The organism is Colwellia sp. BRX8-9, assembly GCF_014077245.1.
Lineage (GTDB): Bacteria > Pseudomonadota > Gammaproteobacteria > Enterobacterales > Alteromonadaceae > Colwellia_A.
In genome coordinates, this window is sequence record NZ_JACGVN010000006.1 from 209,901 (window position 1) to 236,383 (window position 26,483).

Annotated in this window: 22 protein-coding genes, 1 pseudogene and 1 riboswitch; of the genes and pseudogenes, 12 read left to right on the forward strand and 11 right to left on the reverse strand. The window is 38.3% G+C overall.

Annotated features, from left to right (window positions below):
- The first annotated feature begins 99 nt into the window (after positions 1–99).
- The 4 genes from H4J70_RS07390 to H4J70_RS07405 all read left to right on the forward strand — a co-directional run bounded on the left by H4J70_RS07390 (position 100) and on the right by H4J70_RS07405 (position 6,171).
- Positions 100–726: a paraquat-inducible protein A gene (locus H4J70_RS07390; RefSeq protein ID WP_182221341.1), complete on the forward strand. Its 627-nt coding sequence runs from the start codon at positions 100–102 to the stop codon at positions 724–726.
- Positions 716–1,387, forward strand: a complete 672-nt coding sequence (locus H4J70_RS07395) for a paraquat-inducible protein A (RefSeq protein ID WP_182214519.1) — start codon at positions 716–718, stop codon at positions 1,385–1,387. Before H4J70_RS07390 ends, H4J70_RS07395 begins: the two co-directional genes overlap by 11 nt.
- Positions 1,377–4,397, forward strand: a complete 3,021-nt coding sequence (locus tag H4J70_RS07400; protein ID WP_182221340.1) for a PqiB family protein — start codon at positions 1,377–1,379, stop codon at positions 4,395–4,397. Before H4J70_RS07395 ends, H4J70_RS07400 begins: the two co-directional genes overlap by 11 nt.
- A gap of 226 nt (positions 4,398–4,623) precedes the next feature.
- Positions 4,624–6,171 carry a DUF418 domain-containing protein gene (locus H4J70_RS07405; protein ID WP_182214516.1) on the forward strand — a complete coding sequence of 516 codons (1,548 nt, stop codon included), beginning with the start codon at positions 4,624–4,626 and terminating at the stop codon, positions 6,169–6,171.
- Positions 6,172–6,187: 16 nt separating this feature from the next.
- Here H4J70_RS07405 and thiE read toward each other — a convergent pair whose 3' ends face one another.
- The 5 genes from thiE to thiC form a co-directional block, all read right to left on the reverse strand.
- Positions 6,188–7,711, reverse strand: a complete 1,524-nt coding sequence (gene thiE, locus H4J70_RS07410; RefSeq protein ID WP_182214514.1) for a thiamine phosphate synthase — start codon at positions 7,709–7,711, stop codon at positions 6,188–6,190.
- Positions 7,712–7,864: 153 nt separating this feature from the next.
- Positions 7,865–8,668 (reverse strand): thiazole synthase, encoded by an 804-nt coding sequence (locus tag H4J70_RS07415; RefSeq protein WP_182214620.1) that lies wholly within the window; start codon positions 8,666–8,668, stop codon positions 7,865–7,867.
- Between the two features lie 2 nt (positions 8,669–8,670).
- Positions 8,671–8,904 carry a sulfur carrier protein ThiS gene (thiS, locus tag H4J70_RS07420; protein WP_182214512.1) on the reverse strand — a complete coding sequence of 78 codons (234 nt, stop codon included), beginning with the start codon at positions 8,902–8,904 and terminating at the stop codon, positions 8,671–8,673.
- Positions 8,894–10,114: an FAD-dependent oxidoreductase gene (locus tag H4J70_RS07425; RefSeq protein WP_220470364.1), complete on the reverse strand. Its 1,221-nt coding sequence runs from the start codon at positions 10,112–10,114 to the stop codon at positions 8,894–8,896. Before H4J70_RS07425 ends, thiS begins: the two co-directional genes overlap by 11 nt.
- A 7-nt stretch (positions 10,115–10,121) precedes the next feature.
- A complete protein-coding gene (gene thiC, locus H4J70_RS07430) occupies positions 10,122–12,083 on the reverse strand; it encodes a phosphomethylpyrimidine synthase ThiC (protein ID WP_182221338.1) in 1,962 nt (653 codons plus the stop codon).
- Positions 12,084–12,188: 105 nt separating this feature from the next.
- A riboswitch (TPP riboswitch) is annotated at positions 12,189–12,310 on the reverse strand.
- A gap of 174 nt (positions 12,311–12,484) precedes the next feature.
- Between thiC and H4J70_RS07435 the strand changes: the two genes are divergently transcribed.
- Positions 12,485–14,161: a M1 family metallopeptidase gene (locus H4J70_RS07435; RefSeq protein ID WP_220465220.1), complete on the forward strand. Its 1,677-nt coding sequence runs from the start codon at positions 12,485–12,487 to the stop codon at positions 14,159–14,161.
- An 80-nt stretch (positions 14,162–14,241) separates the two neighbouring features.
- On the opposite strand, the gene H4J70_RS07440 is transcribed toward H4J70_RS07435, so the two are convergent.
- Positions 14,242–14,751 (reverse strand): outer membrane beta-barrel protein, encoded by a 510-nt coding sequence (locus tag H4J70_RS07440; protein WP_182214509.1) that lies wholly within the window; start codon positions 14,749–14,751, stop codon positions 14,242–14,244.
- A 154-nt stretch (positions 14,752–14,905) separates the two neighbouring features.
- On the opposite strand from H4J70_RS07440, the gene H4J70_RS07445 reads away from it, so the two are divergent.
- The 5 genes from H4J70_RS07445 (at position 14,906) to H4J70_RS07465 (ending at position 20,298) form a co-directional block, all read left to right on the forward strand.
- A complete protein-coding gene (locus H4J70_RS07445) occupies positions 14,906–15,847 on the forward strand; it encodes a tetratricopeptide repeat protein (RefSeq protein ID WP_182214507.1) in 942 nt (313 codons plus the stop codon).
- A 194-nt stretch (positions 15,848–16,041) separates the two neighbouring features.
- Positions 16,042–17,190 carry an S-(hydroxymethyl)glutathione dehydrogenase/class III alcohol dehydrogenase gene (locus H4J70_RS07450; RefSeq protein WP_220465219.1) on the forward strand — a complete coding sequence of 383 codons (1,149 nt, stop codon included), beginning with the start codon at positions 16,042–16,044 and terminating at the stop codon, positions 17,188–17,190.
- A 21-nt stretch (positions 17,191–17,211) separates the two neighbouring features.
- Complete coding sequence (fghA, locus tag H4J70_RS07455) at positions 17,212–18,057, forward strand: S-formylglutathione hydrolase (protein WP_182221337.1); 846 nt, start codon at positions 17,212–17,214, stop codon at positions 18,055–18,057.
- The gene (locus H4J70_RS07460) at positions 18,057–18,629 is read left to right on the forward strand and encodes a HutD family protein (RefSeq protein WP_182214504.1); all 573 of its coding nucleotides are present in this window, start codon (positions 18,057–18,059) and stop codon (positions 18,627–18,629) included. The genes fghA and H4J70_RS07460 overlap by 1 nt, the downstream gene beginning before the upstream one ends.
- 127 nt (positions 18,630–18,756) lie before the next feature.
- The gene (locus H4J70_RS07465; RefSeq protein WP_182221335.1) at positions 18,757–20,298 is read left to right on the forward strand and encodes a S10 family peptidase; all 1,542 of its coding nucleotides are present in this window, start codon (positions 18,757–18,759) and stop codon (positions 20,296–20,298) included.
- Between the two features lie 63 nt (positions 20,299–20,361).
- Here H4J70_RS07465 and H4J70_RS07470 read toward each other — a convergent pair whose 3' ends face one another.
- Genes H4J70_RS07470 through H4J70_RS07485 form a run of 4 tightly spaced genes read right to left on the reverse strand, consistent with a single transcriptional unit; the run spans position 20,362 to position 22,540 of the window.
- The gene (locus tag H4J70_RS07470; protein ID WP_182214501.1) at positions 20,362–20,949 is read right to left on the reverse strand and encodes a DUF4252 domain-containing protein; all 588 of its coding nucleotides are present in this window, start codon (positions 20,947–20,949) and stop codon (positions 20,362–20,364) included.
- A gap of 10 nt (positions 20,950–20,959) precedes the next feature.
- The gene (locus tag H4J70_RS07475; protein ID WP_182221334.1) at positions 20,960–21,502 is read right to left on the reverse strand and encodes a DUF4252 domain-containing protein; all 543 of its coding nucleotides are present in this window, start codon (positions 21,500–21,502) and stop codon (positions 20,960–20,962) included.
- A complete protein-coding gene (locus tag H4J70_RS07480) occupies positions 21,499–22,050 on the reverse strand; it encodes a hypothetical protein (protein WP_182221333.1) in 552 nt (183 codons plus the stop codon). Before H4J70_RS07480 ends, H4J70_RS07475 begins: the two co-directional genes overlap by 4 nt.
- Positions 22,043–22,540: an RNA polymerase sigma factor gene (locus H4J70_RS07485; RefSeq protein ID WP_182221332.1), complete on the reverse strand. Its 498-nt coding sequence runs from the start codon at positions 22,538–22,540 to the stop codon at positions 22,043–22,045. Before H4J70_RS07485 ends, H4J70_RS07480 begins: the two co-directional genes overlap by 8 nt.
- A gap of 822 nt (positions 22,541–23,362) precedes the next feature.
- Here H4J70_RS07485 and H4J70_RS07490 point away from each other — a divergent pair.
- Positions 23,363–23,833 (forward strand): prepilin-type cleavage/methylation domain-containing protein, encoded by a 471-nt coding sequence (locus tag H4J70_RS07490; RefSeq protein ID WP_220465218.1) that lies wholly within the window; start codon positions 23,363–23,365, stop codon positions 23,831–23,833.
- Between the two features lie 1,296 nt (positions 23,834–25,129).
- Here the strand turns inward: H4J70_RS07490 and H4J70_RS07495 are convergent.
- A complete protein-coding gene (locus H4J70_RS07495) occupies positions 25,130–25,897 on the reverse strand; it encodes a haloacid dehalogenase type II (protein ID WP_259367781.1) in 768 nt (255 codons plus the stop codon).
- A 482-nt stretch (positions 25,898–26,379) separates the two neighbouring features.
- Between H4J70_RS07495 and H4J70_RS20635 the strand changes: the two are divergent.
- Positions 26,380–26,483: pseudogene (locus H4J70_RS20635) on the forward strand (Type I secretion system protein TolC); the annotation flags it as partial.

Below are 26,483 nucleotides of genomic sequence, written 5' to 3' on the forward strand. Positions count from 1 at the left end.
TAAGATAGGTTAATGTCGTACACTAAAATAGATATTATTAGTTGGTAATTTGTTGATTTTAAAGGTAAGGGTAATTATCTTGATGGAACTGGGTCTTTAGTGAAAAATCATTCAGTTGTTAATAATATGATTGCTTGTCATCAATGCGATTCGTTATTACCTATGCCGTATTTATTAGAAGGACAAAATGCTTTATGTGGTTGTTGTGGCGCGATGTTGTTTTCAAAGAAGAGGGATGCGATTAATCGAACCCTTGCTGTCGCCATTGCAGGGTTATTGTTTTTTTTACCCGCGGCATTATTACCTATTATTGGCATCGGCGCCGCAGGTCTTTACAATGATGCCTCTCTGGTTGACTGTATTACGCTTTTAATTGATAGTCGCAATTACGTACTCGCCTTTGCTATTTTTATGTTTACCATTGCTATCCCTGTAGTGAGGCTGATCACGGCCTTATATATTTCATGGTGCATAAAGTTTCAAAAAATTAAACCTTCGTTGCTAGTGTTTTTTCGCTCTTATCATGTTTTAGATACTTGGACGATGCTCCACGTTTTTTTACTTGGTGTTGTTGTTTCTATGTATAAACTTTCTTCACTGGCTGATATGACGATTGATGGTGGGTTAATTAGCCTAATATTCCTGTTGTTATGTTCAACATTGGTGTCGGTGACAATAGATCAGCACAATATATGGCATGAGCTGGAGAAATCTCTTGAGCAATAAAGCCCTTGCCGCAGGTTTAGGCAGTTGCCCAAAGTGTCATAAGCTCAATGTTATGCATAGCGAGCGACAAGTCTGTTCACGCTGTTTAACGCTATTTTCTGCTCGAAAACCTAAAAGTATTGAATACACGTTAGCTTGGACCATTGCCGCGTTAGTGATGTTTATTCCGGCTAATATTTATCCTATGATGGTGTTTTACACTTTCGGCAACCCCGAAGCATCAACCATTTTGGAGGGGATCGCCATTTTTATTCAAATGGGGATGTTGCCGGTAGCGATCATCATTTTTATTGCTAGCTTTGTTATACCCTTAGGGAAAATTATTGGGCTATTTACCTTGATGTACAACACCAAAAGAAAAACACAATTGTCGTTAAAACAACAAGGAAAGTTATATCATATTGTCGAATTTTTAGGACCATGGTCAATGCTCGATGTATTCGTGGTGACGGTCATGGCTGCGGTCGTTAATTTAGGCTTTTTATCTAGTATTGAACCAGCAGTTGGTATTACCTACTTTACTTTAATGGTAATTTTTACCATTTTTGCCGCGGAAAGCTTTGATCCGCGACTATTATGGGATAACTATCAGAAGCATAATCATCAGTCACTTTCTGAAAAAACATATAACAAAACGGATGTCCCTCATCATGACAAATAAAACTATTCTTGCCGAATCAAAAGCTATTATTAAAAGTCGAGAAGGTATTTCTGCTGTCTGGTTAGTGCCTATTATTGCGTTGTTATTTGGTGCTTGGCTAATTATAAAAGCTGTTTCTGACCGAGGCACGTTTATCACCGTTCAGTTTGAAAGTGCAAGTGGTATTGTGGTTGGTAAAACTCAAGTTCGCTATAAAGGACTTACCACAGGTATTGTTCGTGACGTTGAAGTATCTGAAGACTTACAGAGTGTTATTGTCGAAATTGAAATGATTTCAAGCTCAAAAAAAATGTTGACCGATAAAACACGTTTTTGGTACGTGACTGCCGACGTTTCATTTCAAGGTATTACCGGATTAGACACTTTGTTATCAGGGAGTTACATAAATGTGATACCTGATATAGAAGAAGAAGGTAAAGCAAGGAGTCACTTTATTGCCTTAAGTGAAGAACCGGTATTAGATCAAGCAACGCCAGGTTTACATGTATCATTAACTACAAAAACTTTGGGTTCATTAGGCAAGAAATCGCCGGTTTTATTTAAACAAATTACCGTCGGTTATGTCGCTGGATTTAACTATGAGGCAACTTCTGATCTGATCAATATTAACCTTTTTATTGAACCTGAGTACGCTAACTTAGTAAAAGAAAACTCGCGTTTTTGGAATACCAGTGGCGTAACAGTATCAGGCTCATTAACTAGTGGTGTTACTGTTCATACCGATTCACTGGCATCTGTTGTTGCTGGAGGTGTGGCTTTTGGAAACTCTGATTATGAAGCTGTTATGGGACCAGCTATCAACGGCCAAAATTTCACCTTATATTCTGATTATGAAACCGCCAATATGGGCCATGAAATTCAGTTAATGTTAAACTGGAATTCAGGTATAGATCGCGATGCAGCGATTATGTATCAAGGGTTAACATTAGGAAAGATTACCGACTTTACTCGTATTGATCCCGAAGAAAGGATCATCGAAGCCAGTGCTATTATCAATCCTCGTATCATTCCCTATTTAACCAGTGGTTCGCAGTTTTTTGTTATAGCGCCAAATCTGGACTTAGGCGGCGTTACAAATTTACATACATTAATGCTAGGCGCTCACATTGGTATTCGTCCATCAGTTGATGGTAAACCGTTAAATAAATTTAACGTATATAATCAAGAGCCTGCCTACCAATATAGTGAGCCTGGGTTACATTTAGTGTTAAAAGCACAAGATGTTGGCTCTTTAACCACAAGCTCTAATATTTATTATAAACAGCAGAAAGTAGGTACTATTCAGGCAATTGAAAATATTGGCCCTAATGAATTTTTAGTACACATTTTCATTGAACCTAAATACAAAAGCTTTGTTTCTAGTGATAGTCACTTTTGGAACGCCAGTGGTTTGCATATTTCAGGTGGCTTACAAAATTTTGATATACAAGCACAATCTATTCAGTCGATGTTAGCGGGCGGTATTGCTTTTGACTTAGGTGATAATAATGAAAAATCAGCACCTAAGAATGGTGATAGCTTTCAGCTGTTTATTGATAAAAACGTGGCTAAACAACGTTCAACATTTAACCTTTATACGAATAGTGCCCATGGTTTAAGTAACAAAACCCGTATCATGCTAAGAGGTGAAGAAATTGGTTCTGTTCATAAAGTCATTCGCCAGCAAGACCAAGTTACCCTTCAGGTTGGGGTCTTAACTGATTACGAATATATTCTCCGAGAAAACAGTCAGTTTTGGCTCGTTAATGCCGACTTATCCTTGTCAGGAATGACAAATACCGATGCTTTATTTGGCGGGGCGTATATCAGCGTTAACGTTGGAGAAGGTGAAAAAGCCCATGATTTTATTGTCACTGACTTACCACCGGCAAAACACTTATCATCACAAGGACTACAACTTTCGCTAAAATCAGAGCAAGGGAATGTCGTTAATCCAGGCAGTCCTATTAGCTTTAGAGGCATAGCTGTAGGACAAGTGGATAATGTTTCTCTCGATACTACAGGTAATAACGTTGAAATAAATATTACCGTTGATGAAGAATACCGACATTTAATTTCTAATTTTACCCGTTTCTACAACGCCAGTGGTGTAACTATAAGCGGTGGTCTAGGGAATTTTATTGTTAAAACAGAATCTGCTGATGCGATATTAAAGGGGGGGATCAGTTTTATAAACCCAGAAATAAAGCCTGAGCAAGACACCGTTGAAGAGGGAGAGAAATTTACCTTATTTGATAATGTTGAGTATGCAAAATTAGCGGGCGTTGCCATAGAAATTCATTTTAGTGATGTAGAGGGCTTGAAAAATAATTTAAAAATAAAATATCAAGATCAACAAGTTGGCTTAGTTTCTCGGATCAAATTTGATCAGCAAGGATTTGGCGCAACCGTTTATGCTTTTCTAAATGACAGTGGCCGAAAGTTCGCGGTTGCAGACTCAAAATTTTGGTTTGCTAAACCAGAGCTTGCTCTTGTGGGCTCAGTAAATGTTGGCGCTATTCTAGAGGGGGGCTTTATTGGATTAATGCCAGGTAAGGGAGAAATAAGTCATCGCTTTGAGGCCAAAGCCATTATGCCTGTAACAACGACGCTTCCTTCAGGGTTAAATCTTTCATTAAGTGCAAAAAACTTAGGTTCAGTAAGAACTGGCAATCCTGTGCTCTATCGACAAGTTAAAGTTGGTCGGGTAATTGGTGTCGACTTATCACCTACTGCCGACACCGTTAATATCTATATTAATATTTATCCGCGTTATGCGCCTTTAGTAAGTCAAAGCAGTCGGTTTTGGAATACCAGCGGTATTCGTATTGATGCGGGGCTTTTTTCAGGGATCAATATAGACTCAGAATCTATAGAAACACTGCTTGCCGGTGGTATAGCTTTTGCGACACCTGAAGTTGACGTTAATGAAACTTTTCAGCCAGCAGAGCAAGGACAACTATTTAAGTTAGCACGAGATGTTGATGACGATTGGCATAAGTGGCAACCTAAAATTGAATTGTCGCAATAAGAACAAGAGATACCCCCTTAACTTTGTTCAATACACTGTTGGCGATAGCGTTAAGGAAAAGCCGTAAATTTGGTCTAAAGTTACAATTTGTTGTCTATTTATTAATAACTATAATAATAAAGTTCATACAACTCGTTAAAAACCAATAGGTAACGAATTGGCATGACTCATGCTATTAAGCATGCAAACAATATTAACTCATTATAATAATACAGTGGAAAAACCTATGGAAAATGAATTCCCCGGCACTAATAAAGAGCTAACACCGCTCACAAACTCTAATCGTATTCAAGTAATGGACTTACTTCGTGGTTTTGCCTTAATTGGCATTATTATGATGAATATCGAATGGTTTAATCGCCCTGTTAGCGCATTACTGAGCTTTGATTATAGTCTTACTGGCTTCGATTGGGCATCAAGTTGGTTAGTTAAAGTGTTTGTAGAAGGCAAATTTTATAAGTTGTTTTCAATACTTTTTGGTATGGGTTTTGCCATCATGCTCGTTAGGGCGCAAGAGGCAGATCGTAAATTTGGCGCATGGTTTACCCGACGTATGTTGGCATTATTTGTTTTTGGTATGGCGCATTTAATTTTTCTTTGGGGTGGAGATATTATTCACGACTATGCGGTAGGAGGTTTGCTTTTACTGGGGTTTGTTTTACTTTTACGCATTAAAAAATTAGCGCGATTTAATACCCCCGCTACGTTTGCAAAAGTGGGTTTCTCACTATTATTGATGCCGTTATTGGTTTCAATGTTTGCCGCTCTTTATTTTGGTGTTACCCGTGACAACACCGTAATAACCAACGATTGGCAACAGGAAGTCAGCATTAATCAGCAGCTTAATGTTTTACTGCAACAAGAAAAAGATAATCCAAAAGAAATATGGGTTAGTAAAGATACCGAGATTGAAGACGAAAGTACCTTAATAGCAGCGAGTGCGGCAGTCATCGATAGTGATGTTGAAGCATTAGAAGAAAAAGAAGAAGCTGTAGAAGTCGATGAAGATAGCATGACCGACGAAGAGCTTATTATTTATAAAGCTCAACAACGTTTTGAACGAAAACAAAGCCGTGCGCAAGATGAAGCAAAAGAAACAGCAGCTTTTACGCAAACTAGCTATATTGAAGCGACTAAGTACCGAGCTAAAAGCGCCGTTGAAGCTTTAGGTAACACGCCAACCTTTGCCTTCTTTGTTTGTTTACCTCTTTTCATGGTGGGCTATTGGTTAGTCGCTAGTGGCAGAATGAAAAACCCACAACAACACCAAAGTTTCTTCAGTGTTATGTGCTGGGGCGGATTGAGCATTGGCCTACTGTTAAGTATTGCTGGAACTTTTATTAGTCTACACCCAGTGACAAAAAGTGCTATCGAAGTGAGAGCGGGCGGACAAACTATTTTTTATTATGGGCAGTTTGTTCTCTGTGCCGGTTATATTGGCTTGTTTGTAAAATTAGCCAGCAAAGCTTGGTTTATCAAAGGTTTTTCATGGTTGGCACCGTTAGGAAAAATGGCGCTTACTAATTACATCGGTCATTCTATAATCTTAACGACAATATTTTATGGCTATGCTGGTGGTATGTTTGGCCAAATAGCCCGCGGACAACAAATGCTTATTGTCGTCGCGGTGATTTTTGCCCAAGTTGTTTTTTGTACACTATGGTTGAAATTCTTTAGATTTGGCCCGTTAGAATGGTTATGGCGCTCAATTACGTACCTGAAATGGCAACCACTACGCTTAGAAAAAAAACTTGATACAAGTATAGCTTCTTAGGTTTTACTGGGAAAAATTACTGCATAATATGCTGGAATTGTTTAACTGCGATTTCAGCATTTTCACTTTCAGTGATCGCGGTAACAACCGCTATACTGTCAACACCCGTCTGCCAAACACGTTCTGCTCGTTGATGATTAATACCGCCAATGGCTACAACCGGAATATTGCTGGCTAATTTCAATAGCTGTTGTAAGTTATCTACCCCTTGAATTTGTCCGCTCATATTTTTAGTTTTAGTGGGAAATATAGCGCCAATCGCTAAATAAGAGGGTTGTAATTGTTGTGCTAATAAAAATTCATAACAACCATGAGTACTAATACCTAAGTGTAAACCTGACTGATGAATCTTAGTTAAATTAGCGTTTTGTAAATCTTCTTGGCCGATATGCACACCGTAAGCGCGATGCTTTATTGCTAATTGCCAATAATCATTAATAAACAAGCGCGTTTTATACGGCTGACTAATGGCTATGGCTGCAATGATTAGTTTTTCAAGCTCGATGTCCGTCTTATTTTTCAACCGCAGTTGAATAATGTTTAAGCCTAATGGCAATAAACGTTTTAACCAATAAAGTGAGTCAACCACAGGGTAAAGCCCAAGCTTATTATCTGATAGTGCCAACGATGGAAAAGGCGGTAACTGCTGATATTTCTTGACTAGGTTGGATGATATTCTGGGGAAAAAGTCAGCACTATTAGGCCAATGGGTTTGTTCAAATGCACCATAATAATCGGTTTTTTTCATGCTAGCAGTTACCGATTTAGCTAAACCCTGATTAATAAATGCTTTGGTTAAGGTAAAGGCATCACGTAATAAATAGCCGCGTGCTAAAAAAGCCGCTAATGCGCTAGCAAAGGAGCATCCACCACCATGACTGTAAGAAGTATTTATTCGTGGTGAAGAGAGTTGATAACTTATCGATGATTGCTCAACGTGATGTAAACAATAGTCATCACTGACTTGTAAACCATCATTGTCTAACACGGCACTGTGCCCACCTTTTACAATGACGCTGGCGACGCCTAATTCGGCAATTTTTATTGCCAGCTCAACGGGGTTAAGTATCAATAAGTTTGATAATTGTTGCGCTTCCATCAGGTTGGGGGTAATAACATCAATATAGCTGAACAATAGGGTTAAATCTTCTCGCTGTAGTGTCGAAAAACGACCACCGACGCTCGCTTGGCCAACGGGGTCAAAAACGACACTTATTTTTGAGTAGTTAGCTTTAAAGCCCGCTAATAATTCGGTTAACCATGTGACTTGTTCAAGATTGGCTATTAAGCCAATCTTAATGACACTGGGTGGTTTATCACTAATTAATACCTTAGCTTGTTGTTGTAATGTCTCGCTAGCGACCGGATTTATCGAGACAAGGCGGTTAGCGTTTTGTACGGTATTCGCGGTGATCAAATGACAAACTTCAACACCCAAGGCATGACCTGTTTTTATATCGGCGGCAATGCCCGCACCACCAGAGCAATCGCTGCCAGAAATCGTCCATACAATCGGTTTTTCTTTAACACTTTCTGTCATAGCTTTATCCTTGTTGCCTTATTGATGCCAAAAAGGTGTATCTAGGGTTGGCGTTGATCGTCCAGATAGTCGGTTTCTCTTTAACACTTTCTGTCATAGTTTAACCCTTATTGCCTTATTGCCTTATTGCCTTATTGACGCCAAAAAGCTGCCTTATTGATGCCAAAAAGGTGTATCTAGGGTTGGGGTTGATGGGTGAGCGGTTTGTCGTTGCTGCATTACACCCGCCATGTATCCTTGCTCGCCAGCGACAATGGCTTGTGCGAAGGCTTTTGCCATCAGTACCGGACTATCTGCCAAGGCAATTGCTGAATTTAATAATACGGCGTCGTAACCCATTTCCATAGCTAGACAAGCATCTGAGGGTTTACCAATACCCGCATCTAAAATGAGAGTTGCATCTGGAAGCCGCGAACGAATTGTTGCTAAATTATAAGGGTTCATTAGACCCTTACCTGTGCCTATTGGCGATGCCCAAGGCATGATCACCTGACAACCTAAGTCATATAAACGCTGACACACCACTAGATCGTCGGTGCAATAAGGTAGCACTTTAAAACCCTCATTTACCAACTGTTCACTGGCCTTTAATAGCTCGATAGGGTCTGGTTGTAAATTATAGTCATCACCGATAACTTCCAATTTTATCCAATCCGTTTGAAAAATTTCGCGGCTCATTTTTGCTAGGGTTACCGCTTCTTTAGCTGTTTTACAGCCCGCCGTATTGGGTAATAAAAATCCCTGAGTCTCTTTAACAACCTCTTGAATATACTGCCAAATTTTTGCGCCTGACTGTTGCGCAGGGTTTTGGCGTTTTAACGACAAGGTGACAATTTTTGAGCCACTGGCTAATATCGCTTTTTTCATGATCTGTGGCGAAGGATAAAGTGCGCTACCAATTAATAAACGACTATTAACCGCTTGTCCGTATATCATTAGTTCGGTTGAAAATGTCATCATTAACCTCCCTGAATAGGAAACAGTACATCTATACTATCCTCTTGATTAATTGTGGTTTTTTGATAGTCAGCTTTACCAATAAAGTCACCATTAAGGGCTACGGCAAAACTTTGTTTTTGCTGCTCTGGCGTTAAATAATGCAGTAATGCCATTGATATATTGGGGGTTATACTGGCAATGGTGATTACTTGTCCATTGATAAAATAGGTTGTTATAGCTGCTTTAGTATTCATTGATGGCTAACCACTTATGATAAGGAGATTCTGTTAATGAGCGACACTCGAAAAAATGCGCAACGGTAAACTCTAACTGCTTTAACACAACCGGCGCAATAAGGTAGCCGTGGCGAAACAGTCCATTGACCTGGATAAGCCGATTTTGCAGTGATATTTTAGCTTGGTTATCACTAAAAGCAGGTCTTAACTGGCTAATATGTTGATGAATATTGGCTTCAGCAAATCCAGCATGGACACTATAAGCCGCGCTGAGTAATTCCATTGAAGAACGTACCGTCATTGGCGCGCAGTCTTCACTTTCGATTTCAGTTGCTCCCACGACATAAAAGCCGTTAGTTTTAGGGGCTATATATAATTGATAGCGAGGGTGCATTAAACGAATAGGCCGGGTAATATTGACTTCAGGGGCAAATAACTGAAATATCTCACCTCGTACTCCTCGTAAATCTTTTAAGGGGGCTGCGGTGTTTTCGCCTGCACTGTTGCGTGCGCCTGCACCGCGACAGTCAATTGCTAAATCAGCAGCAATAATATGCTTTGACGTGTTAGTTTGCCTATTGCCTTTGTTGCCTTTGTTGCCTAGTGGGCTATCCTCATGGTAAGTGACTAAACAGCTCGATTTTTGCTGTTCAATGTTAACGACAGGTGCACTTTCTAACCAAGTAACGCTACTTTTTTCTAGCTGCTTTTGCAGGGCTTTTAGTAATTTACGATTACCTATTTGCCCTTCTTCAGGTAAAAACAACCCATGATTAAAGCGATGAGCTAATTCAGGCTCAAGGGCAAGTATTTGTTGGCGATTCAGTTGCTGTAGCTGATGTTGCGGATAATGACTTTTGATATAAGCCATGAAACGCTGATAATCGCCTTGGTCTTGTTCATGGCTAACCATTAAGGTGCCTGCTTGTTGAAAATAAGTGTAACTGTCCAATTTAGCAAGAATCTCAGGCCAAAGCGCTAATGACTCAAAGCCCATTTCAACAATATTACGATCGCTATGCATAGCTTCACCTAGCGGCGTTAATAAACCGGCAGCAGCATAAGCGGCACTTTGGTGGCCCTGTTTATTATCTTTATCAACCAAAGTCACTTGATGACCTTGATTAACCAAAGACAATGCCATTAAACGACCCACTAATCCTGCGCCAATAACAACGATATTGGCACAGATTTGAGTAGGTTTAGGGAACTGCTGAGAAATAGTCATCGGCTGACTATTTCACCTGATGGTAAATTTCACTACCGGTCGCTTTAAATTCCGCCGACTTTTCAGCCATGCCTTGTGCAATATCGGTTGGCGTTGCATCTAAAACAATGACTTCGTCAAGTAACTGTATTTCTATTTTATTGCTGGCTTCAAGACCCGCGGCATAATCACGTACTTCCTGAGATATTTTCATCGAACAGAATTTTGGCCCACACATAGAGCAGAAGTGGGCAACTTTACCCGATTCTTGTGGCAAGGTTTCATCGTGATAAGCCTTGGCTCTTTCAGGGTCTAAACCGATATTAAATTGATCGTACCAACGAAATTCAAAGCGCGCTTTGCTCATGGCATTATCGCGAATTTGCGCCCCCGGATGACCTTTTGCTAAATCGCCGGCATGGGCTGCAATTTTATAGGTCATTAAACCTTCTTTAACATCTTCTTTATTGGGTAAGCCTAAATGTTCTTTAGGAGTAACATAACAAAGCATGGCACAACCGTACCAACCAATATTAGCGGCGCCAATACCCGAAGTAATATGGTCATAACCCGGTGCAATATCAGTCGTTAACGGACCTAACGTATAAAAAGGTGCTTCACCACAATGTTTAAGTTGCTCGTCCATATTTGCTTTGATCATATGCAGTGGCACATGCCCGGGGCCTTCAATAATCGTTTGTACATCATGCTGCCAAGCAATTTTAGTTAATTCGCCTAAGGTATGTAATTCGGCAAATTGTGCTTCATCGTTGGCATCAGCAACCGAGCCCGGGCGTAAACCGTCGCCGAGTGAAAACGAGACATCGTATTGCTTTAATATTTCACAAATATCTTCAAAGTGGGTGTATAAAAAATTTTCTTTATGATGCGCTAAGCACCACTTCGCCATAATTGAACCACCACGTGAGACAATACCGGTGACACGCTTAGCGGTCATTGGAACATAGCGTAATAATACACCGGCATGAATGGTAAAATAATCAACACCTTGCTCGGCTTGTTCGATAAGGGTATCGCGGAAAATTTCCCAGGTTAAATCTTCCGCCACGCCATTTACTTTTTCTAGCGCTTGATAGATAGGCACCGTACCAATGGGCACTGGCGAGTTGCGCATGATCCATTCGCGGGTTTCATGAATATTACGACCCGTTGATAAATCCATTACCGTGTCTGCGCCCCACTTGGTCGACCAAACCAGTTTTTCTACTTCTTCTTCAATGGAAGAGGTCACCGCCGAATTACCAATATTGGCATTTACTTTAATTAAAAAGTTACGACCAATAATCATCGGCTCACATTCTGGGTGGTTAATGTTTACCGGAATAATTGCTCGGCCACGCGCGACTTCATCACGGACAAACTCTGCGGTAATTTGCGCTGGAATACTGGCGCCAAATGACTGACCTTTATGTTGTAGTAGTAAGGTTTTATCTTTGACCTCTTCACGTTTTAAATTTTCACGAATGGCAATATATTCCATTTCAGGGGTAATGATCCCTTGGCGAGCATAGTGCATTTGGGTAACGTTTTGACCTTTTTTAGCGACACGCATTTTAGGTAAGTGTTCAAAGCGTATTGCGTCAACACCATCGTCAGCTAAACGTTGTTGAGCATAAGTAGAGCTATTTGATGTTAAGAGCTCAACATCACCACGACTATCAATCCAACTTTCACGCAGGCGAGGAATACCTTTGTGTACGTCTATCTCGACACTTTCATCGGTATAAAAACCTGAGGTATCGTAGACGCAAAGAGGTTCATTTTTTTCGTAGGTTGGCTTATCTTTATTACCCGCTAATAAAGTATCAGACAAGGTGATTTCGCGCATACCTACCTTGATATCGTGAATTTTACCTTGCACATAAACTTTTTTAGAATTTGGGAATGATTGATCAGAAACGTTTTTTAAGAATGTTTCAGCTTGTTCGCGACGTTCTCTGCGAGTGAGTTTGTTAGCTGGTTTGGTCATTTTTTTGCCTTTTAATAATATGCATTTCGTTATAAATGCACGAATAAAAAAGACGAAGTGTAGAGTGAGGAAAAAATAAAAAAGTGACGAATTAATCCCTTAACTCTTTTATTTTACCTTGTTCCCTTACGCAGATATTAATCTGATCAGGTTCTACGGATCCCGCTTTCGCGATCTCAGCTTTGAATATTTCTTTAGAAATAATCTCAGCACTCCGACAAGTAATTGTGGTGATTCTATCGTATTAGTTTCAAAATACGCAATCATAATGTTGTATTTGGTTATAATTAATTTTTAGATAACGATGTGAGTCGTTGACAGATCTTACCCTTTTTAGGGTTCACAATTTATATTACACAATGCTAGTATATTGTATACGAGAGAGTGTTAGGACAATAACAATGATAAAAAAACGGATAACGACTTCACTTGCTGGCTTAGTTTGCGCTATGGTTTTTGCTGGGCATGTTAGCGCGAGTAATTGGCAACAAGAAAGTGGCAAAGTAACGCACCAAGAAAAATTACGGGGTACTATTACACCAGAAAGAAAGTGGTGGGATTTAATTCATTATCATCTTAATGTAAAAGTTGACCCTGAAACTAAGCTTTTTTCAGGTGAAAACACCATGACTTATAAGGTGTTAGCTAAAGGTGAACGTTTACAAATAGAACTACAGGCGCCAATGAAGCTTGAGAAAGTACACCAAAATGGTAAAGCGCTTGAAGTAGAGCAAGATGGCTATTCTTATTTTATTACCCCAGCCAGTAAGCAAGAAATAGGCTCGGAGCAGAAGATAACTATGTACTTCTCTGGACAGCCCGTTACCGCAAAAAACGCCCCATGGGATGGCGGTATTACTTGGAAGAAAGACAGTAATGGCCTCGACTTTATTGCCACTTCAAATCAAGGCATTGGCTCTAGTATTTGGTGGCCAAATAAAGATCATCCTGCCGACGAGCCCAACAATGGTGTGTTAATCAGCGTTGAAGTGCCAGAACATTTAATGGATGTGTCTAATGGTCGATTAATTAAAGTTGAACACAATAAAATTGATAAAACAAAAATTTATCATTGGCAAGTTGTGAATCCTATTAATAATTATGGGGTCAATATTAACATTGGTGACTATGTTCATTTTGGTGAAAAGTATCAAGGTGAAAAAGGTCAGCTTGATATGGACTACTATGTTTTACGGGAAAACTTAGCGAAAGCAAGAAAACAGTTTAAAGAAGCAAAACGAACCATTGAAGCGTTCGAGCATTGGTTTGGTCCTTATCCGTTTTATGAAGACAGTTATAAACTGGTGGAAGCACCATATTTGGGGATGGAGCATCAAAGTTCGGTGACTTATGGTAATGGTTATCAAAATGGTTATTTAGGGCGTGATAGAAGTAGTACTGGCCCAGGATTATTATTTGATTTTATTATTGTTCATGAGTCAGGTCACGAGTGGTTTGCCAATAACATCACCAATAAAGATGTTGCTGATATGTGGATCCATGAGAGCTTTACTAACTACTCAGAAAGTCTATTTTTAGAGTATCATTTCACTAAAGAGCAAGCCTTTGAATACGTTCGTGGTCAACGGATGAATATTGGTAATCAATCCCCTATTATTGGCGAATATAATGCTAATCGCGGTGGTTCTGGTGATATGTACGATAAAGGTGGCAATATGCTGCATACCATTCGCCAAGTGATTAATAATGATAGAAAATGGCGAGAAATACTCCGTGGACTAGGTAAAGTTTTTTATCATCAAACAGTGACTACCCAAGATATTGAAAACTACATTAGCACACAATCAGGTATCGACTTAAGTAAGGTATTTGATCAATATTTACGTGATATACGTATTCCCACTTTCGAATATTTTATCAAAGATAAAGTGATGAAAATTCGTTGGGGTAACGTGGTTAAGGGTTTTGATATGCCGTTACGCGTCACTATTGCCGGTAAAACACAGTGGCTGGCACCAACAGCAACTTGGACTACTGTTGAACTTGAGCAGGAAAATCCAAATATAGCCGTTGATGCTAACTTTTATATTTCGACACTCAGTGTTTTAGGTCATTAGTTTTAAAAGTTAACGGTATAAAATTAAAAAGGAGAGCTTATTGCTCTCCTTATACGTCAACGGTCAGTTAAATATTGCGCTTAAAAAGCGTATTTAAAACCAACAGAAAGTAATTTAGTACCGTCATACGTTTCATAAGAGGCTTCAACGCTCACTTTTTTATTGAGGCTATAACCAACACCAGCGCCGAAACCAAACTCCCATGAATCATCAGACGCCGATTCGCCACGGTAGCTTGCTTTGAGGTCTAAGTTTGCATAAGACGGCATCACATAAACATATGCGCGATTGTTGAAGTCGTATTGACCACGCAAAGACAAAGCGAGTAAGCTTTCTACTTCAATTTTAGCACCGTAAAGTGAGTCGTCACCAACACCAGAACCGAGACGAAGTTCAGGCATCAAGTAAAAATTTTTCGCTGAATTTTCAATTTTATATGCCACTGAGCCATAGATAAAGTTCAAAGAAATATCGTCGCCATCAGAGCTATCAGATAACTGACCGAATCCACCGCCCACTTGCCAATCAGCAGCTACGGCTGTTAGGGAAAGACTGAAAAGAGTGAGTGCAATAGCGGTTTTCTTAAACATAATAAATCCTTTATTTTATTTGGGTTAACTTTAGGTTAAATTAAGGTGAAGATTTCGCGCAGAGCTTAACACCAAGATATTTTTTGTTCAATAATCTTTAATAAATTATAGTCTGGCACTTGGCAATTAATAACATCAGTGGCAATATCTAACGATGAATAAACATTTTTTTATCTCTTCAAAACTTTATTTACTTGGACTTATAGCACTATTATTGTGGGTTTTTTGCTTACCGGTTGCAAAAAGTTATGCAATGAAAAGTGAGAGCACAGCAAAGCTATGTCAGCGCTCGCCATCATCATGCCTAGAAAAAGTTAATATTGAATTAACCCAAGTACAGCCGAAAAGCCGCATCTGGTTTAGCTTAATGCAATTCAAATTATCCTCGCTATTTATTTTGCAACACAGTGATGAGCTTTACCAAGAAACAAAGCGTTGGATAAACGATGAAGACCTACCGATCCCTTTTCAAGTCACTCTTTATATGTATTATGCTAAGTGTTTACTTAGTCATGGCGACTTAGTAGAAGGGAAGCGTTATATTTATAAAGCAAAAGCACAATTAGCAATAATGAATGAAGTTTATCCATCTCCAATTAAACTTATTGAAATTGCTAACTTACAAATGTTTATTGGTGAGTTACCTGAAGCCTATGAGTCACTTAATGCTTTAAAAGAAAAATATAAAAACAGTCATAATCCGCAGTTTATGATGGATCTTTTTGGTCATTTAGGGCACGTCGCTAGGCAACTTGAATTGTATGATGAAGCGCTTGCTCACTGGTATGCAACCGTTCCTTGGAGTTATAAATATGGCAATGAACAACAAATAGCGACAGTACATTTTAATTTAGCGCAAGCACAACAACACGCTGAACAATTCTCATTGGCTGAAAAAAGTTATTTAGCCGCAATTAAGCATGCTGACATTGCTTTAGATGTTGTGAAAGCCTCTCATGCAAAATTGTACTTAGCCGAAATAAAGTTGCTGGGCGGTGATAAAGAACAAGCCGAGGAGCTATTACTGGCCATTAACGAAGAACTCTTAGCGCCAAACCTGCTATTAAAGCTTAATGACCTTAAGGGTGAATTATAAAACCTTTAAGAGGGAGTCGATAACAAAGCATACTGCAAAAAGGTTTGATAAATCCTTATGGTGAATATCTCGCCATCATAGTAAAGCCCAATTTATTAATCGGGTTAACATAATTTTATCCATTTCAATAGGCTGTTATTCCTGATATTTATCCACTATCATTGTCTTTAAAGAATGTAATCAGGTCAATTCATATGTCAGCAGTTACGCAAAAACTAAACACCATCAAATCTAAAGCTGCAATTGCTTGGGGGCCAAATAAACCCTTAACAATTGAAGAAATTGATGTAGAACTTCCCAAAAAAGGCGAGGTTCTCGTTAAAATCATCGCTTCAGGCGTTTGTCATACAGATGCTTTCACGCTTTCAGGCGAAGACCCTGAAGGAATATTTCCAGTCATTTTAGGGCATGAAGGTGGCGGAATTGTTGAACAAATAGGTGAGGGTGTCACCAGTGTTGCGGTTGGCGATCATGTCATTCCTTTATACACACCTGAGTGTGGTGAGTGTAAATTCTGTAAATCGGGTAAAACCAACCTGTGTCAAAAAATTCGCGAAACCCAAGGTAAAGGCTTAATGCCTGATGGCACCTCGAGATTTTCATTAAACGGCAAAGCTATATTTCACTATATGGGCTGTTCTACTTTCTCTGAATATACTGTTTTACCTGAAATATCTTTAGCGAAAGTTAACCCTAAAGCACCGCTTGAAGAAGTGTGTTTATTGGGTTGCGGAGTAACTACCGGCATGGGCGCAGTCATGAATACGGCGAAAGTTGAAGTAGGTGATACCGTGGCTATTTTTGGTTTAGGTGGTATTGGTTTGTCGGCTATTATTGGCGCTGCTATGGCGAAAGCAAGCCGTATTATTGCGATTGATATCAACGAAAGTAAATTTGAGTTAGCCAAAAAGCTGGGTGCAACAGACTGTATTAATCCCAAAGATTACGATAAACCTATTCAAGACGTTATTGTTGAATTAACCGATGGTGGTGTTGACTACTCTTTTGAATGTATCGGTAATGTTAATGTGATGCGTTCGGCCTTAGAGTGTTGTCATAAAGGCTGGGGTGAGTCTATTATTATTGGTGTTGCTGGCGCAGGACAAGAGATTTCAACTCGCCCATTTCAACTGGTTACTGGTCGAGTATGGCGTGGTACTGCCTTTGGTGGGGTGAAAGGTCGTAGTGAGTTACCTGAGTATGTTGAACGCTATCTTGCCGGTGAATTTGCTTTAAACGACTTTATTACCCATACCATGTCGTTAGAAAAAATTAATGAGGCCTTTGAATTAATGCACGAAGGTAAGAGTATTCGTAGTGTTATTCATTTTAACCATTCGTAAGTACCTAAAAGGTTGAAGATCATGTTAGAAAAAATTAGCAGTAATAAAATGTTTGGTGGCGTTCAAGAGCATTTTCAACATCATGCTGAAAGTCTAAAATGTCCGATGCGTTTCGCTATTTATTTACCTGAGGGTGCCAGCAAGCATTCACCAGTGCCGGTTTTATATTGGCTTTCAGGACTGACCTGTACCGATGAAAACTTTGTACAGAAATCAGGAGGACAGCGCATGGCATCGGCACTCGGTATAGCCATTGTTTGTCCTGATACCAGCCCGCGCGGGGATGATGTTGCCGATGATGAAAACCAGTCTTACGATCTAGGGTTAGGTGCGGGTTTCTATATAAATGCCACCGAGAAACCTTGGTCTACTCATTATAAAATGTATGATTATATTGTTAATGAATTGCCAGCGTTAATTGCAGAAAACTTTCCTGTATCGAGTAAAAAATCAATCAGTGGTCATTCAATGGGTGGGCATGGCGCGTTAACGATAGCGCTAAAAAATCCTGATAAATATTGTTCGGTATCTGCTTTTAGCCCCATAGCTAATCCAATTAATAGCCCTTGGGGACAAAAAGCGTTTAGCGCTTATTTAGGTGATGATAAAGCTTTATGGCAGCAACATGATGCAAGCGTGTTGATGAAAGCAAGTACACAGCATATACCGGCATTGGTTGATCAAGGTTTAGCCGATGACTTTTTGCAAGAGCAACTTCAGCCAGAATCATTGATTTCAGCGGCGCTGAGTAATAACTATCCACTAATACTTAACCAACATCAGGGATATGATCACAGTTACTTTTTCATCGCCAGTTTTATTGAAAGTCACTTATGTTTCCATGCGAAACATTTGGGGCAGTCTTAATGTTTACAGTTATTTCACCTGAACATTTTAAGACTATCCCATGGAAAAATGGCCAAGGTGAAACTATTGAATTGGCGATTAATGACGGCGGTACTTTAGCTGACTTTATTTGGCGCTTGAGTATGGCGAATGTTGTTGAAGATGGAGTCTTTTCTGATTTTTCAGGTTATCAGCGTAATCTCATTCTCATTGCCGGTAAGGGCATTAATTTACAACACGATAACCGTAAAACTGATCAGTTGAATAATATCCTCGATGTCGCCAATTTTGATGGGGGTTGTCGAACCGTTGGACATTTACCTGCAGGCGAAATTACCGATTTTAATATTATTACCGATAAAGAAAAGTGCTCGGCCGTTGTGGAAACCTTGCTAGCTCAACAAACAGTTGAACTTAAAGCTGCAGACTTATGCTTTGTTTACAGTTTATCGGGTGCATTCCAGTTAACGTCATACCAAAATCACCAAATAATAAAGGCAGGGCATTTATTGAAATTGAATACCCTTAAAGCAGGGGAGATGACGATTACAGGACAAAAGCTGATCGTGGTTTACTTAACGCAAAATACCTAGGCAAAATTTAGTGACAGCAGGTGTTTATCGCTGAAAATAGTCATTTAAACTTTTATTTCAGCGATAATATTTTTTCTGTTTTAGAGTATGGAGATATTAATAAAAATTCAATGCACAGGACGTTAAAATGAAAGCACACCATTTAGTCAAAGTATTCGCCTTGTTGCTGATATTCTCACCGTTTGCTAATGCTGAGAATACTGCTGACAATAGCCGCAAGTTACCTATCGACGAAAGCTCAACCACAAAACATAGCACTAAGGTTAATGGTAAAAAATTCGACTACACTGCCACTACAGGTACTCAACCCGTATGGGACAGTGAGGGTAACCCAACCGCCAGTTTGTTTTATACCTATTACCAACGCAGCGATGTTAAGAATAAAAGCGCACGACCTTTATTAATTTCTTTTAACGGCGGCCCAGGTTCAGCATCTGTTTGGATGCATGTTGCCTACACCGGCCCACGTGTTTTAAATGTTGATGACGAAGGATATCCATTGCAGCCTTACGGTGTTAAGACCAATGACTATTCAATTTTAGATGTTGCCGATATTGTTTTTGTTAACCCAGTTAATACGGGTTATTCACGAGTTTTACCCGACAAAGAGGGCAAGATGCCTTCGAAAGAACAACAAAAATCGATGTTTTTTGGTGTCAATGCCGACATCAAATATCTAGCAGATTGGGTCAATACTTTTGTGACCCGGAATGAGCGCTGGCGTTCACCAAAATATTTAATCGGTGAAAGTTATGGTACTACCCGTGTTTCAGGTTTAGCTTTAGAACTACAATCACGTCAGTGGATGTATTTAAATGGTGTGATTCTCGTGTCGCCAACCGATATTGGTATTAAGCGTGACGGACCAGTAAAGGCCGCAAATCGCCTACCTTATTTTGCAGCTGCTGCCTGGTATCACCAAGCACTAAAGAGCGATTTACAGCAAAAAGACTTATTGGATATTTTGCCTGAAGTTGAAAAGTTTACTATTGAGCAATACATACCTGCACTCGCTAAAGGTGGCTTTATTAGCCCAGCAGAAAAACAGGCGATAGCTGAAAAAGTCTCTTATTATTCAGGACTTTCGGTCACTGAAGTATTACGCAGTAATTTAGATATTAGCGCTTCCTATTTTTGGAAAGAACTATTACGTGACCGTGAGCAAACAATTGGTCGTTTAGATTCACGTTACTTAGGTATTGACGAGAAAACAACCGGTTCACGTCCTGACTACAATGCGGAATTAACGTCATGGCTGCACAGTTTCACGCCCGCCATTAATTACTATTTACGCGAAGAGTTAAACTATAAAACAGACATTAAATATAATATGTTCGGTGATGTACATCCGTGGGATCGCACTAACAATAATACCGGTAAAAACTTACGTTTAGCGATGGCACAAAACCCTTATTTAAATGTCATGTTCCAAGCCGGTTACTACGATGGTGCGACTAACTATTTTGATGCTAAGTACACTATGTGGCAGTTAGATCAAAGTGGTAAAATGCAAGACCGCTTGTCTTTTAAAGGCTACCGCAGTGGTCATATGATGTACCTTCGCTATGAAGATTTAAAAGCGGCGAATGATGATATTCGTCAATTTATTAAAGCGTCTTTACCTGATAATAAACAAGCCGCTAAATACAAAGCTGCTTCGCCACGATAAATTATCTTAGCACTTAAAAGCAAGCCGATTAAGTTATCATTTATAACTTAATCGGCTAATATGTTATTCCTCTTCATCTACTTCTTTAAATCTTTTTGCCACATCATTTTTCTTATAAACCTGCTCCATAATAGGTTCAAAAGAGTTAGGGTGGATATTACCAATAATATTGACAAATACCGCCTCATTATCTGAAAGTGACAGTACAACTAAACCATCAATTACTTCACCGTTTGACTTGATGAACATCAGTGAGTAATCAGTTGATTCATCATCATTCATTCTTACTACATGTTGCCAACCATCGGCACGTAAATTAGCTTGAGTTTCAATGAAATTATCTTTAAACAACTCACTGTTTTTTTCAACGTTATAAACACTTATACGAACACCATCTACGTCATCCAATAAAGCATCAATTTCAGGGTCTTCATCGGCATCAATAACCCAACGTGCTGTGCCAATGGCTAATGGACCTAAAGACAAATTTATTTCGCTGTCAGCTTGCCACCAATAAGGTGATTCAATATCGGCATAGCCAGCATGACTGTGAAGTCCCCCTGCGGTAATGCCGCACCCGGTTAAGAAAAAGCTTGCTGCAATTGCTAATAGCAAGGTCACTTTCTTTAAAAAATAGTGAGATAGTTTCATGGTTTACTCGTTATTTTAAGTCAATATCAATGTTAAGTGATTTGGTTACTTTATTAATTTGTGCCGGGTCTATTTCACCAACAATGTTAATAAATACCGCTTCTCGGCCGTCCTTATCACTTTTATTGTTAATAACCATAACCACTAAACCATCCATAAGGTCATCTGTGATTTTGGTGAATACTCGTACCTTTTCATCTTCTTCATTGACCGAGACAATAGGTAACCAGTTTTTAGATTGAATATCTTTGCTGACCTTTGCGATTAAATCTATTGCCGGTTGATCGCTACCTTTCATATTATAGATTTGTACACGAACGGCTTTTAATTTGCTGATTAACTCTGATGCTTCTGGATCAGACAGATTAATTTTGCTAATAAAACCTAACATGGTTTTATTTAAATTAACCATCACTTTAGGTTCACCATAAACTGAGTTAAGACTGGCAAAGTCTACATAACCTCGTTCTTTGGTAATGTCGTCGGCAGAAGCTGAACTGCTCATTAATAATGATGAACTAAAGAAAATAAGTGCTGATAATAATTTTTTCATGATGTTTCCTTAAAATGATTAAGTGGTTTAAATAAACCTTGGTTCAATGGTTGTTGTATATTTTCGTCAAATGTTTGCTTTATTTGCTCTGTTGATATTTTTTTAGCGAATGATATATATTGCAAAGCGATTGCTAACTCTTGCTCAGCATGTTGTATTTCTGCCAGTGATGGATGTTTATTTATAGGATCACTTAGTATATTGGTGTTGAGTAAAGCAACAGCGGTAACGGTTGCGGCTAGCGCACTAAGTTTTTTCCAGCTAGGTGTAAAGTAACCAAAAATCACATGACTGCTTTTTTCAGTTTTGCTAATGCCCTGTAACTTGTTTTTCAAATCGGCTGATAAAGGCTGCAAACCTATGTCATTTAAATGTTTTTCAATATGTAACGCTGTTTCCAACTCAGCAATTTGTTGGTTACTAAGTTGTTCATTAGTTGATTCACTGCTCTCGGACAATACTCTTGCTAGCACACGGGTGTCAGCTGAAAGGTCATTGTTCGCTAAAAAATCATCTAATGGTTTCTGCCATGATTCTTTATTATTCATGGGTATACCCCTTTAAATTATTTCGCAATTCACGTCGTGCACGATGTAAATAGACTTTTACTTGGCTGGTGGTTAAGTTAAGTGATTTCGCCGCAATACTTTGGCTGTTTTGTTGTACATCACATAACATAATCAACGAACTATAGGGTTCTTTTAAACAAGCAATCGCCTCACTTAACCAATGACTTAATTGTTGGTGCTGTAAATTCCCTGCCGGTTCTTCATGTTTTTGTGTCACTTGATGCTCTTCTTCAACTTGGCTGAATTCCTTACGCTTACGCAATTTATCAATACAAGCATTACGGGTTACCGTAGATAGCCAAGCCGATACTTTTTCAATATCTACTTGTTGGATGTTATTCCATAAACGCGTAAAAACATCTTGTGTAATATCTTCCGCTTCATGTTTATCACGTAAAATATACAAAGCTAACGAATAGATTCGTTGCTGATGTTGTTCGAGTATTTTATTAAATTTATTTCCTTTCATAGTTATAATTACGCACTACTTTGCGAAAGGTTACAAATTAAGTATTTTATTTTTAATTTATTCTAAAAAGAATCGTTAAAGTGATTGGTATGATAAATAGGTCACTATAACTAATAGGGCGAAATTACTGGTGATACAGAGGTTAATCACCTTGTTATAGCTAAGTATGAGTCTATGGATAAAATAAGATTAAGTAGAAAACTTTTATGAATAAGGTTAATCGAGTCGATTAAAGCCAACTTTTAGTGATGGCCATTATAATTACGACAGGTGTTTTTTATATTTTATTGAATTTTAGACATAAAAAAACCGATGAAAACAAGTTCATCGGCTGGATAGCTTTGGGGAAGCTAAAATATAAAATTATTACAACAGGTGCTCACTAAAAGAGAACAAAATCATTATAGAGTAACAACTCTATAAGTGTAAAGTAAAAAGTGAAGTAATTACTCAGTTTTTTGTTTTTTTCGGTTTTTGATACTTTTAGACTGGTTAATATCGTCGGGAATGAGAATGTTCTCGGTAGTCTCATATAGGGTCAAATTCTCATGTGACTACGCATAATGTTTGATACTACCAATCACCAAATGAGATTGGCTTTTAATGCTCAATCTGGCATGAATAACTAAATACGAATAAATCAACAAATGCTTGATCTACCTAATGCTAAATGTATTATGGTTTTTATATACTACCTCGTTGTTTTTAAATAAAAATGTACAAACGTACTTAGTACTTCGAAAATAACGTATTAAGCCAAATATGCAGAGATAGATATAGATTTCTAATCGAACAAAGGAACAAGGTTTTACCTTAATTGAGTTGGTAGTAGTAATTGTAATTTTGGGGATCTTAGCTGTTACTGCTGCACCAAAATTTATAGATATTAGTTCAGATGCTAACAAGGCTGTACTAGAATCTATGGGAGGGACTCTTATCTCAAGCTCCAAGCTAGTGTATGGAAAGTCGATAGTTCAGGGGATACAAAACCAAGCTTTAACAAACATTGATATTGATGGTGATGGGAATGATGATATTGAGATTAAGTATGGTTACCCTAGTGGCAATAGAACAACGGGAATAGCTAATGCAGTGAATCTTGGAGAAGACTGGGCATATGGTGATACTTTCGGTGGAGGGTCTTTCTATTTAACTCGTTCGTCTTTAGTTGGATTCAGTGGTATTACTAATAATAATATACCTATCACAGGAACCAAATGCTATTTGACCTACAAGGCACCAACAGTAATTGACCTATTACCAACAATTACATATACAACGAACGATTGTTAACAGAAATAATCAACAATTAACAAGCTGTCTAACTAAGTCAGAAAGGCTTCTGTTAGTGATCAGTTGTCGTTAAAATCCGCCACTAGAGCATGTCAACTAAGCGGACAAAATGATCATATTCTTATCTCACTAAGTGCCCCATAGTGAGATAGAAAACCCGTAAAGGCATAATATGTCTAACATCTACTTCAGGCTCTGAACCGCCCTTAATAACTCAAAAGCTTAATGTTAACAAAGATACGGTAGCTGGCGTTAGCCTTGGCTTCTCTAACGACAAGTAATCCAAAAAATCGGTCATTAGTTTAATTGGTAAATTATGCGTTTAATCAAGTAGAGTCAATAAAAAACCGACGATAATATAACTTATCGACGGTTTTATTTTAAAGGAACTTTATTAGGGATTGGGTGCCCATCCCCTAGACATCGGCATTAAATAATATAGCTTACATAAATCATTCATTCGATCGTGCCTTATCAAATATGATACTGGTAAGATTTTAGTCTGCATAAATCACTGGTAAATGACGAGCTGTTTCGTAAGTTATTCTTTTGTAAGGGATCACTATAACCAATACTGTAGGGTATTGGTCAAAGTAAGTATTAAGGGAGAGGGATACGCTGTAATAGATATTTTAGAGAGATATCTTTGATTTTTTAAATGTAATTTTATAGCAATTGTTACATTGATATTTAAATTCATTTCTATGGTTGAAATGTTTTTCTGTCCAACTTCGCTGGACCCTCATAACAGGTAATTCATTCTCGCAAAATTTACATTTATTCATAATTAATCCTTTAATTTATTATATGTGTGTCGATGGTAAACACTGAAATGACCAAAAAACATCAAAACTTGTAGCGTGGAATGAGTAGGATTGAAACCTTATTACCACTTTGCTCAACTAACCATGAAGTTGAGCGAAGTGCACTAAATCCATTTAGGCGAAAACTGTGCAACCAAAAATACAAAATATTCTATGCCGCTGAAGATACCATAAAAACGAATAAAAATGAATAAAAACAAGTACAAAGACCTCCTATCTTACAAGTTAACCAACCAATGTAACGAGGTGGTTAATTCAGTGTTATTATTAATAATAAAATGATGGGTCGAGGTAAGCTTTTCGAGGGGGTCACCTTTGAATGATCAACGTAATCCTCTGCTTCGCCAATATTATCGAAGTGGTAGAGCAAAAATTAACAAAAAAATTAAGAAGAAAAATTAACAAGACACTCATCTTTAATTATTTAAGAAGTACCATCAAATAACCTAGGGTACTTCTTATTGATGAAAACCTAAAAACCTAAAATTTTATTAGCTAGTTGAAGTAAATCTGGCGCACTGTAATCCGCTTTTTCGACTAACTCGAACTGAAACATACCTGGACGTTCTATAAATCCGGTTTGCATTCCAGCTTTAGCTGCTCCAGCAACATCCCAACCATGTGCAGCAATCAACATCGCGTCACCAGCCTCAACATTCATTTGCTTTAAAGCCCACTCGTAAACACGTAAATCAGGCTTAAAAATTTGTAATTCTTGGACTGTTAATGCGCCATCAAAATATTCGGTTAATTTAGCGTTCTTAAGTTGACTGGCAATACCTGCATCTGACGAATTAGTGAGAGTGACCAATTTTATGCCACTATCTTTAAACTTCTTTAAACCAGCAATAACATCAAGGTGTGGTTGTAAGTCTCTAAATGGCGTTTTAATTGCTAAGGTTGCTTCTTCTTTTGTCAAAAAAATATCATTTTGCTTTGCAACTAATTGTAATGCAGCAATGCCTATTTCGCCAAAGTGATGGTAATCATTAATTGCATTAGTGACTAAAGAATAGTGCAACATAGTAGTAAACCAACTAGCTACTAAATCATCTCGTCCTTTTAAGGCAACTGTCACAGACTTAGCCACATTACCTAAATCAAGTAGGGTTTCATTCACATCAAAAAAGATAACGCTAGGTAAGGTACTGTGCATCTTATGAAATGTCTCTACCTCTTTCGCGATAGAGGTTATAGACAAAAATACAGAAAATAATAATACGTAAAGTTTTAATTTCATTTAAACACCTGTTAAATAATATAACCGTAACTATGTGGATTACATCCATATAGTAAATAGACAGCGAGTAATTATTCATTTGAACCTTGTCATTTTTTTTGCTAAAAAATAATAGGGCCATTAAAAACTTGCTGTATTGTGATTTCGATGGGTATAGGCAACTATGACCATAGAAGACTTAAAAATTTTATACTGTGAGCAGGGCTCACAAACTTATCCATTATCCTCATCAGAACTCATTGAGTTATAGATAAAACTCAAAATTAATATACGTTAGGCTAATAAGACCGTAATGAGTTTTTTTTATTTCATATATAAAAAATTAAATTTAAAACAATGTATTGAAAGTTATTTTGTTAGTTTTCGGAGTTAATGAGGTCTAAGGCTATCTAACAAAAATCAACAGACACTCATCCTAAATTGAACAAGTTTTACCTTTGTATTACGCTAAAGTAATCAAACTACTTTATCTTAGGTGAGTTATGGCCACGCCAAGGAAGCAACAAATCAGTTTAGTAGACACACCTTATTACCATTGTGTGGCGCGTTGTGTTCGACGCGCTTTCTTATGTGGTGAAGATACCTT

Coding starts and splice junctions, on each gene's coding strand:
- H4J70_RS07405 (WP_182214516.1), top strand. CDS start 4,624: ATGGAAAATGAATTCCCCGGCACTAATAAAGAGCTAACACCGCTCACA.
- H4J70_RS07465 (WP_182221335.1), top strand. CDS start 18,757: ATGAAAGCACACCATTTAGTCAAAGTATTCGCCTTGTTGCTGATATTC.
- H4J70_RS07495 (WP_259367781.1), bottom strand. CDS start 25,897: ATGAAATTAAAACTTTACGTATTATTATTTTCTGTATTTTTGTCTATA.
- H4J70_RS07400 (WP_182221340.1), top strand. CDS start 1,377: ATGACAAATAAAACTATTCTTGCCGAATCAAAAGCTATTATTAAAAGT.
- thiE (WP_182214514.1), bottom strand. CDS start 7,711: ATGACAGAAAGTGTTAAAGAAAAACCGATTGTATGGACGATTTCTGGC.
- fghA (WP_182221337.1), top strand. CDS start 17,212: ATGTTAGAAAAAATTAGCAGTAATAAAATGTTTGGTGGCGTTCAAGAG.
- H4J70_RS07475 (WP_182221334.1), bottom strand. CDS start 21,502: ATGAAAAAATTATTATCAGCACTTATTTTCTTTAGTTCATCATTATTA.
- H4J70_RS07470 (WP_182214501.1), bottom strand. CDS start 20,949: ATGAAACTATCTCACTATTTTTTAAAGAAAGTGACCTTGCTATTAGCA.
- H4J70_RS07445 (WP_182214507.1), top strand. CDS start 14,906: ATGAATAAACATTTTTTTATCTCTTCAAAACTTTATTTACTTGGACTT.
- thiS (WP_182214512.1), bottom strand. CDS start 8,904: ATGAATACTAAAGCAGCTATAACAACCTATTTTATCAATGGACAAGTA.
- H4J70_RS07480 (WP_182221333.1), bottom strand. CDS start 22,050: ATGAATAATAAAGAATCATGGCAGAAACCATTAGATGATTTTTTAGCG.
- H4J70_RS07485 (WP_182221332.1), bottom strand. CDS start 22,540: ATGAAAGGAAATAAATTTAATAAAATACTCGAACAACATCAGCAACGA.
- H4J70_RS07460 (WP_182214504.1), top strand. CDS start 18,057: ATGTTTACAGTTATTTCACCTGAACATTTTAAGACTATCCCATGGAAA.
- thiC (WP_182221338.1), bottom strand. CDS start 12,083: ATGACCAAACCAGCTAACAAACTCACTCGCAGAGAACGTCGCGAACAA.
- H4J70_RS07440 (WP_182214509.1), bottom strand. CDS start 14,751: ATGTTTAAGAAAACCGCTATTGCACTCACTCTTTTCAGTCTTTCCCTA.
- H4J70_RS07415 (WP_182214620.1), bottom strand. CDS start 8,668: ATGACATTTTCAACCGAACTAATGATATACGGACAAGCGGTTAATAGT.
- H4J70_RS07425 (WP_220470364.1), bottom strand. CDS start 10,114: ATGACTATTTCTCAGCAGTTCCCTAAACCTACTCAAATCTGTGCCAAT.
- H4J70_RS07435 (WP_220465220.1), top strand. CDS start 12,485: ATGATAAAAAAACGGATAACGACTTCACTTGCTGGCTTAGTTTGCGCT.
- H4J70_RS07450 (WP_220465219.1), top strand. CDS start 16,042: ATGTCAGCAGTTACGCAAAAACTAAACACCATCAAATCTAAAGCTGCA.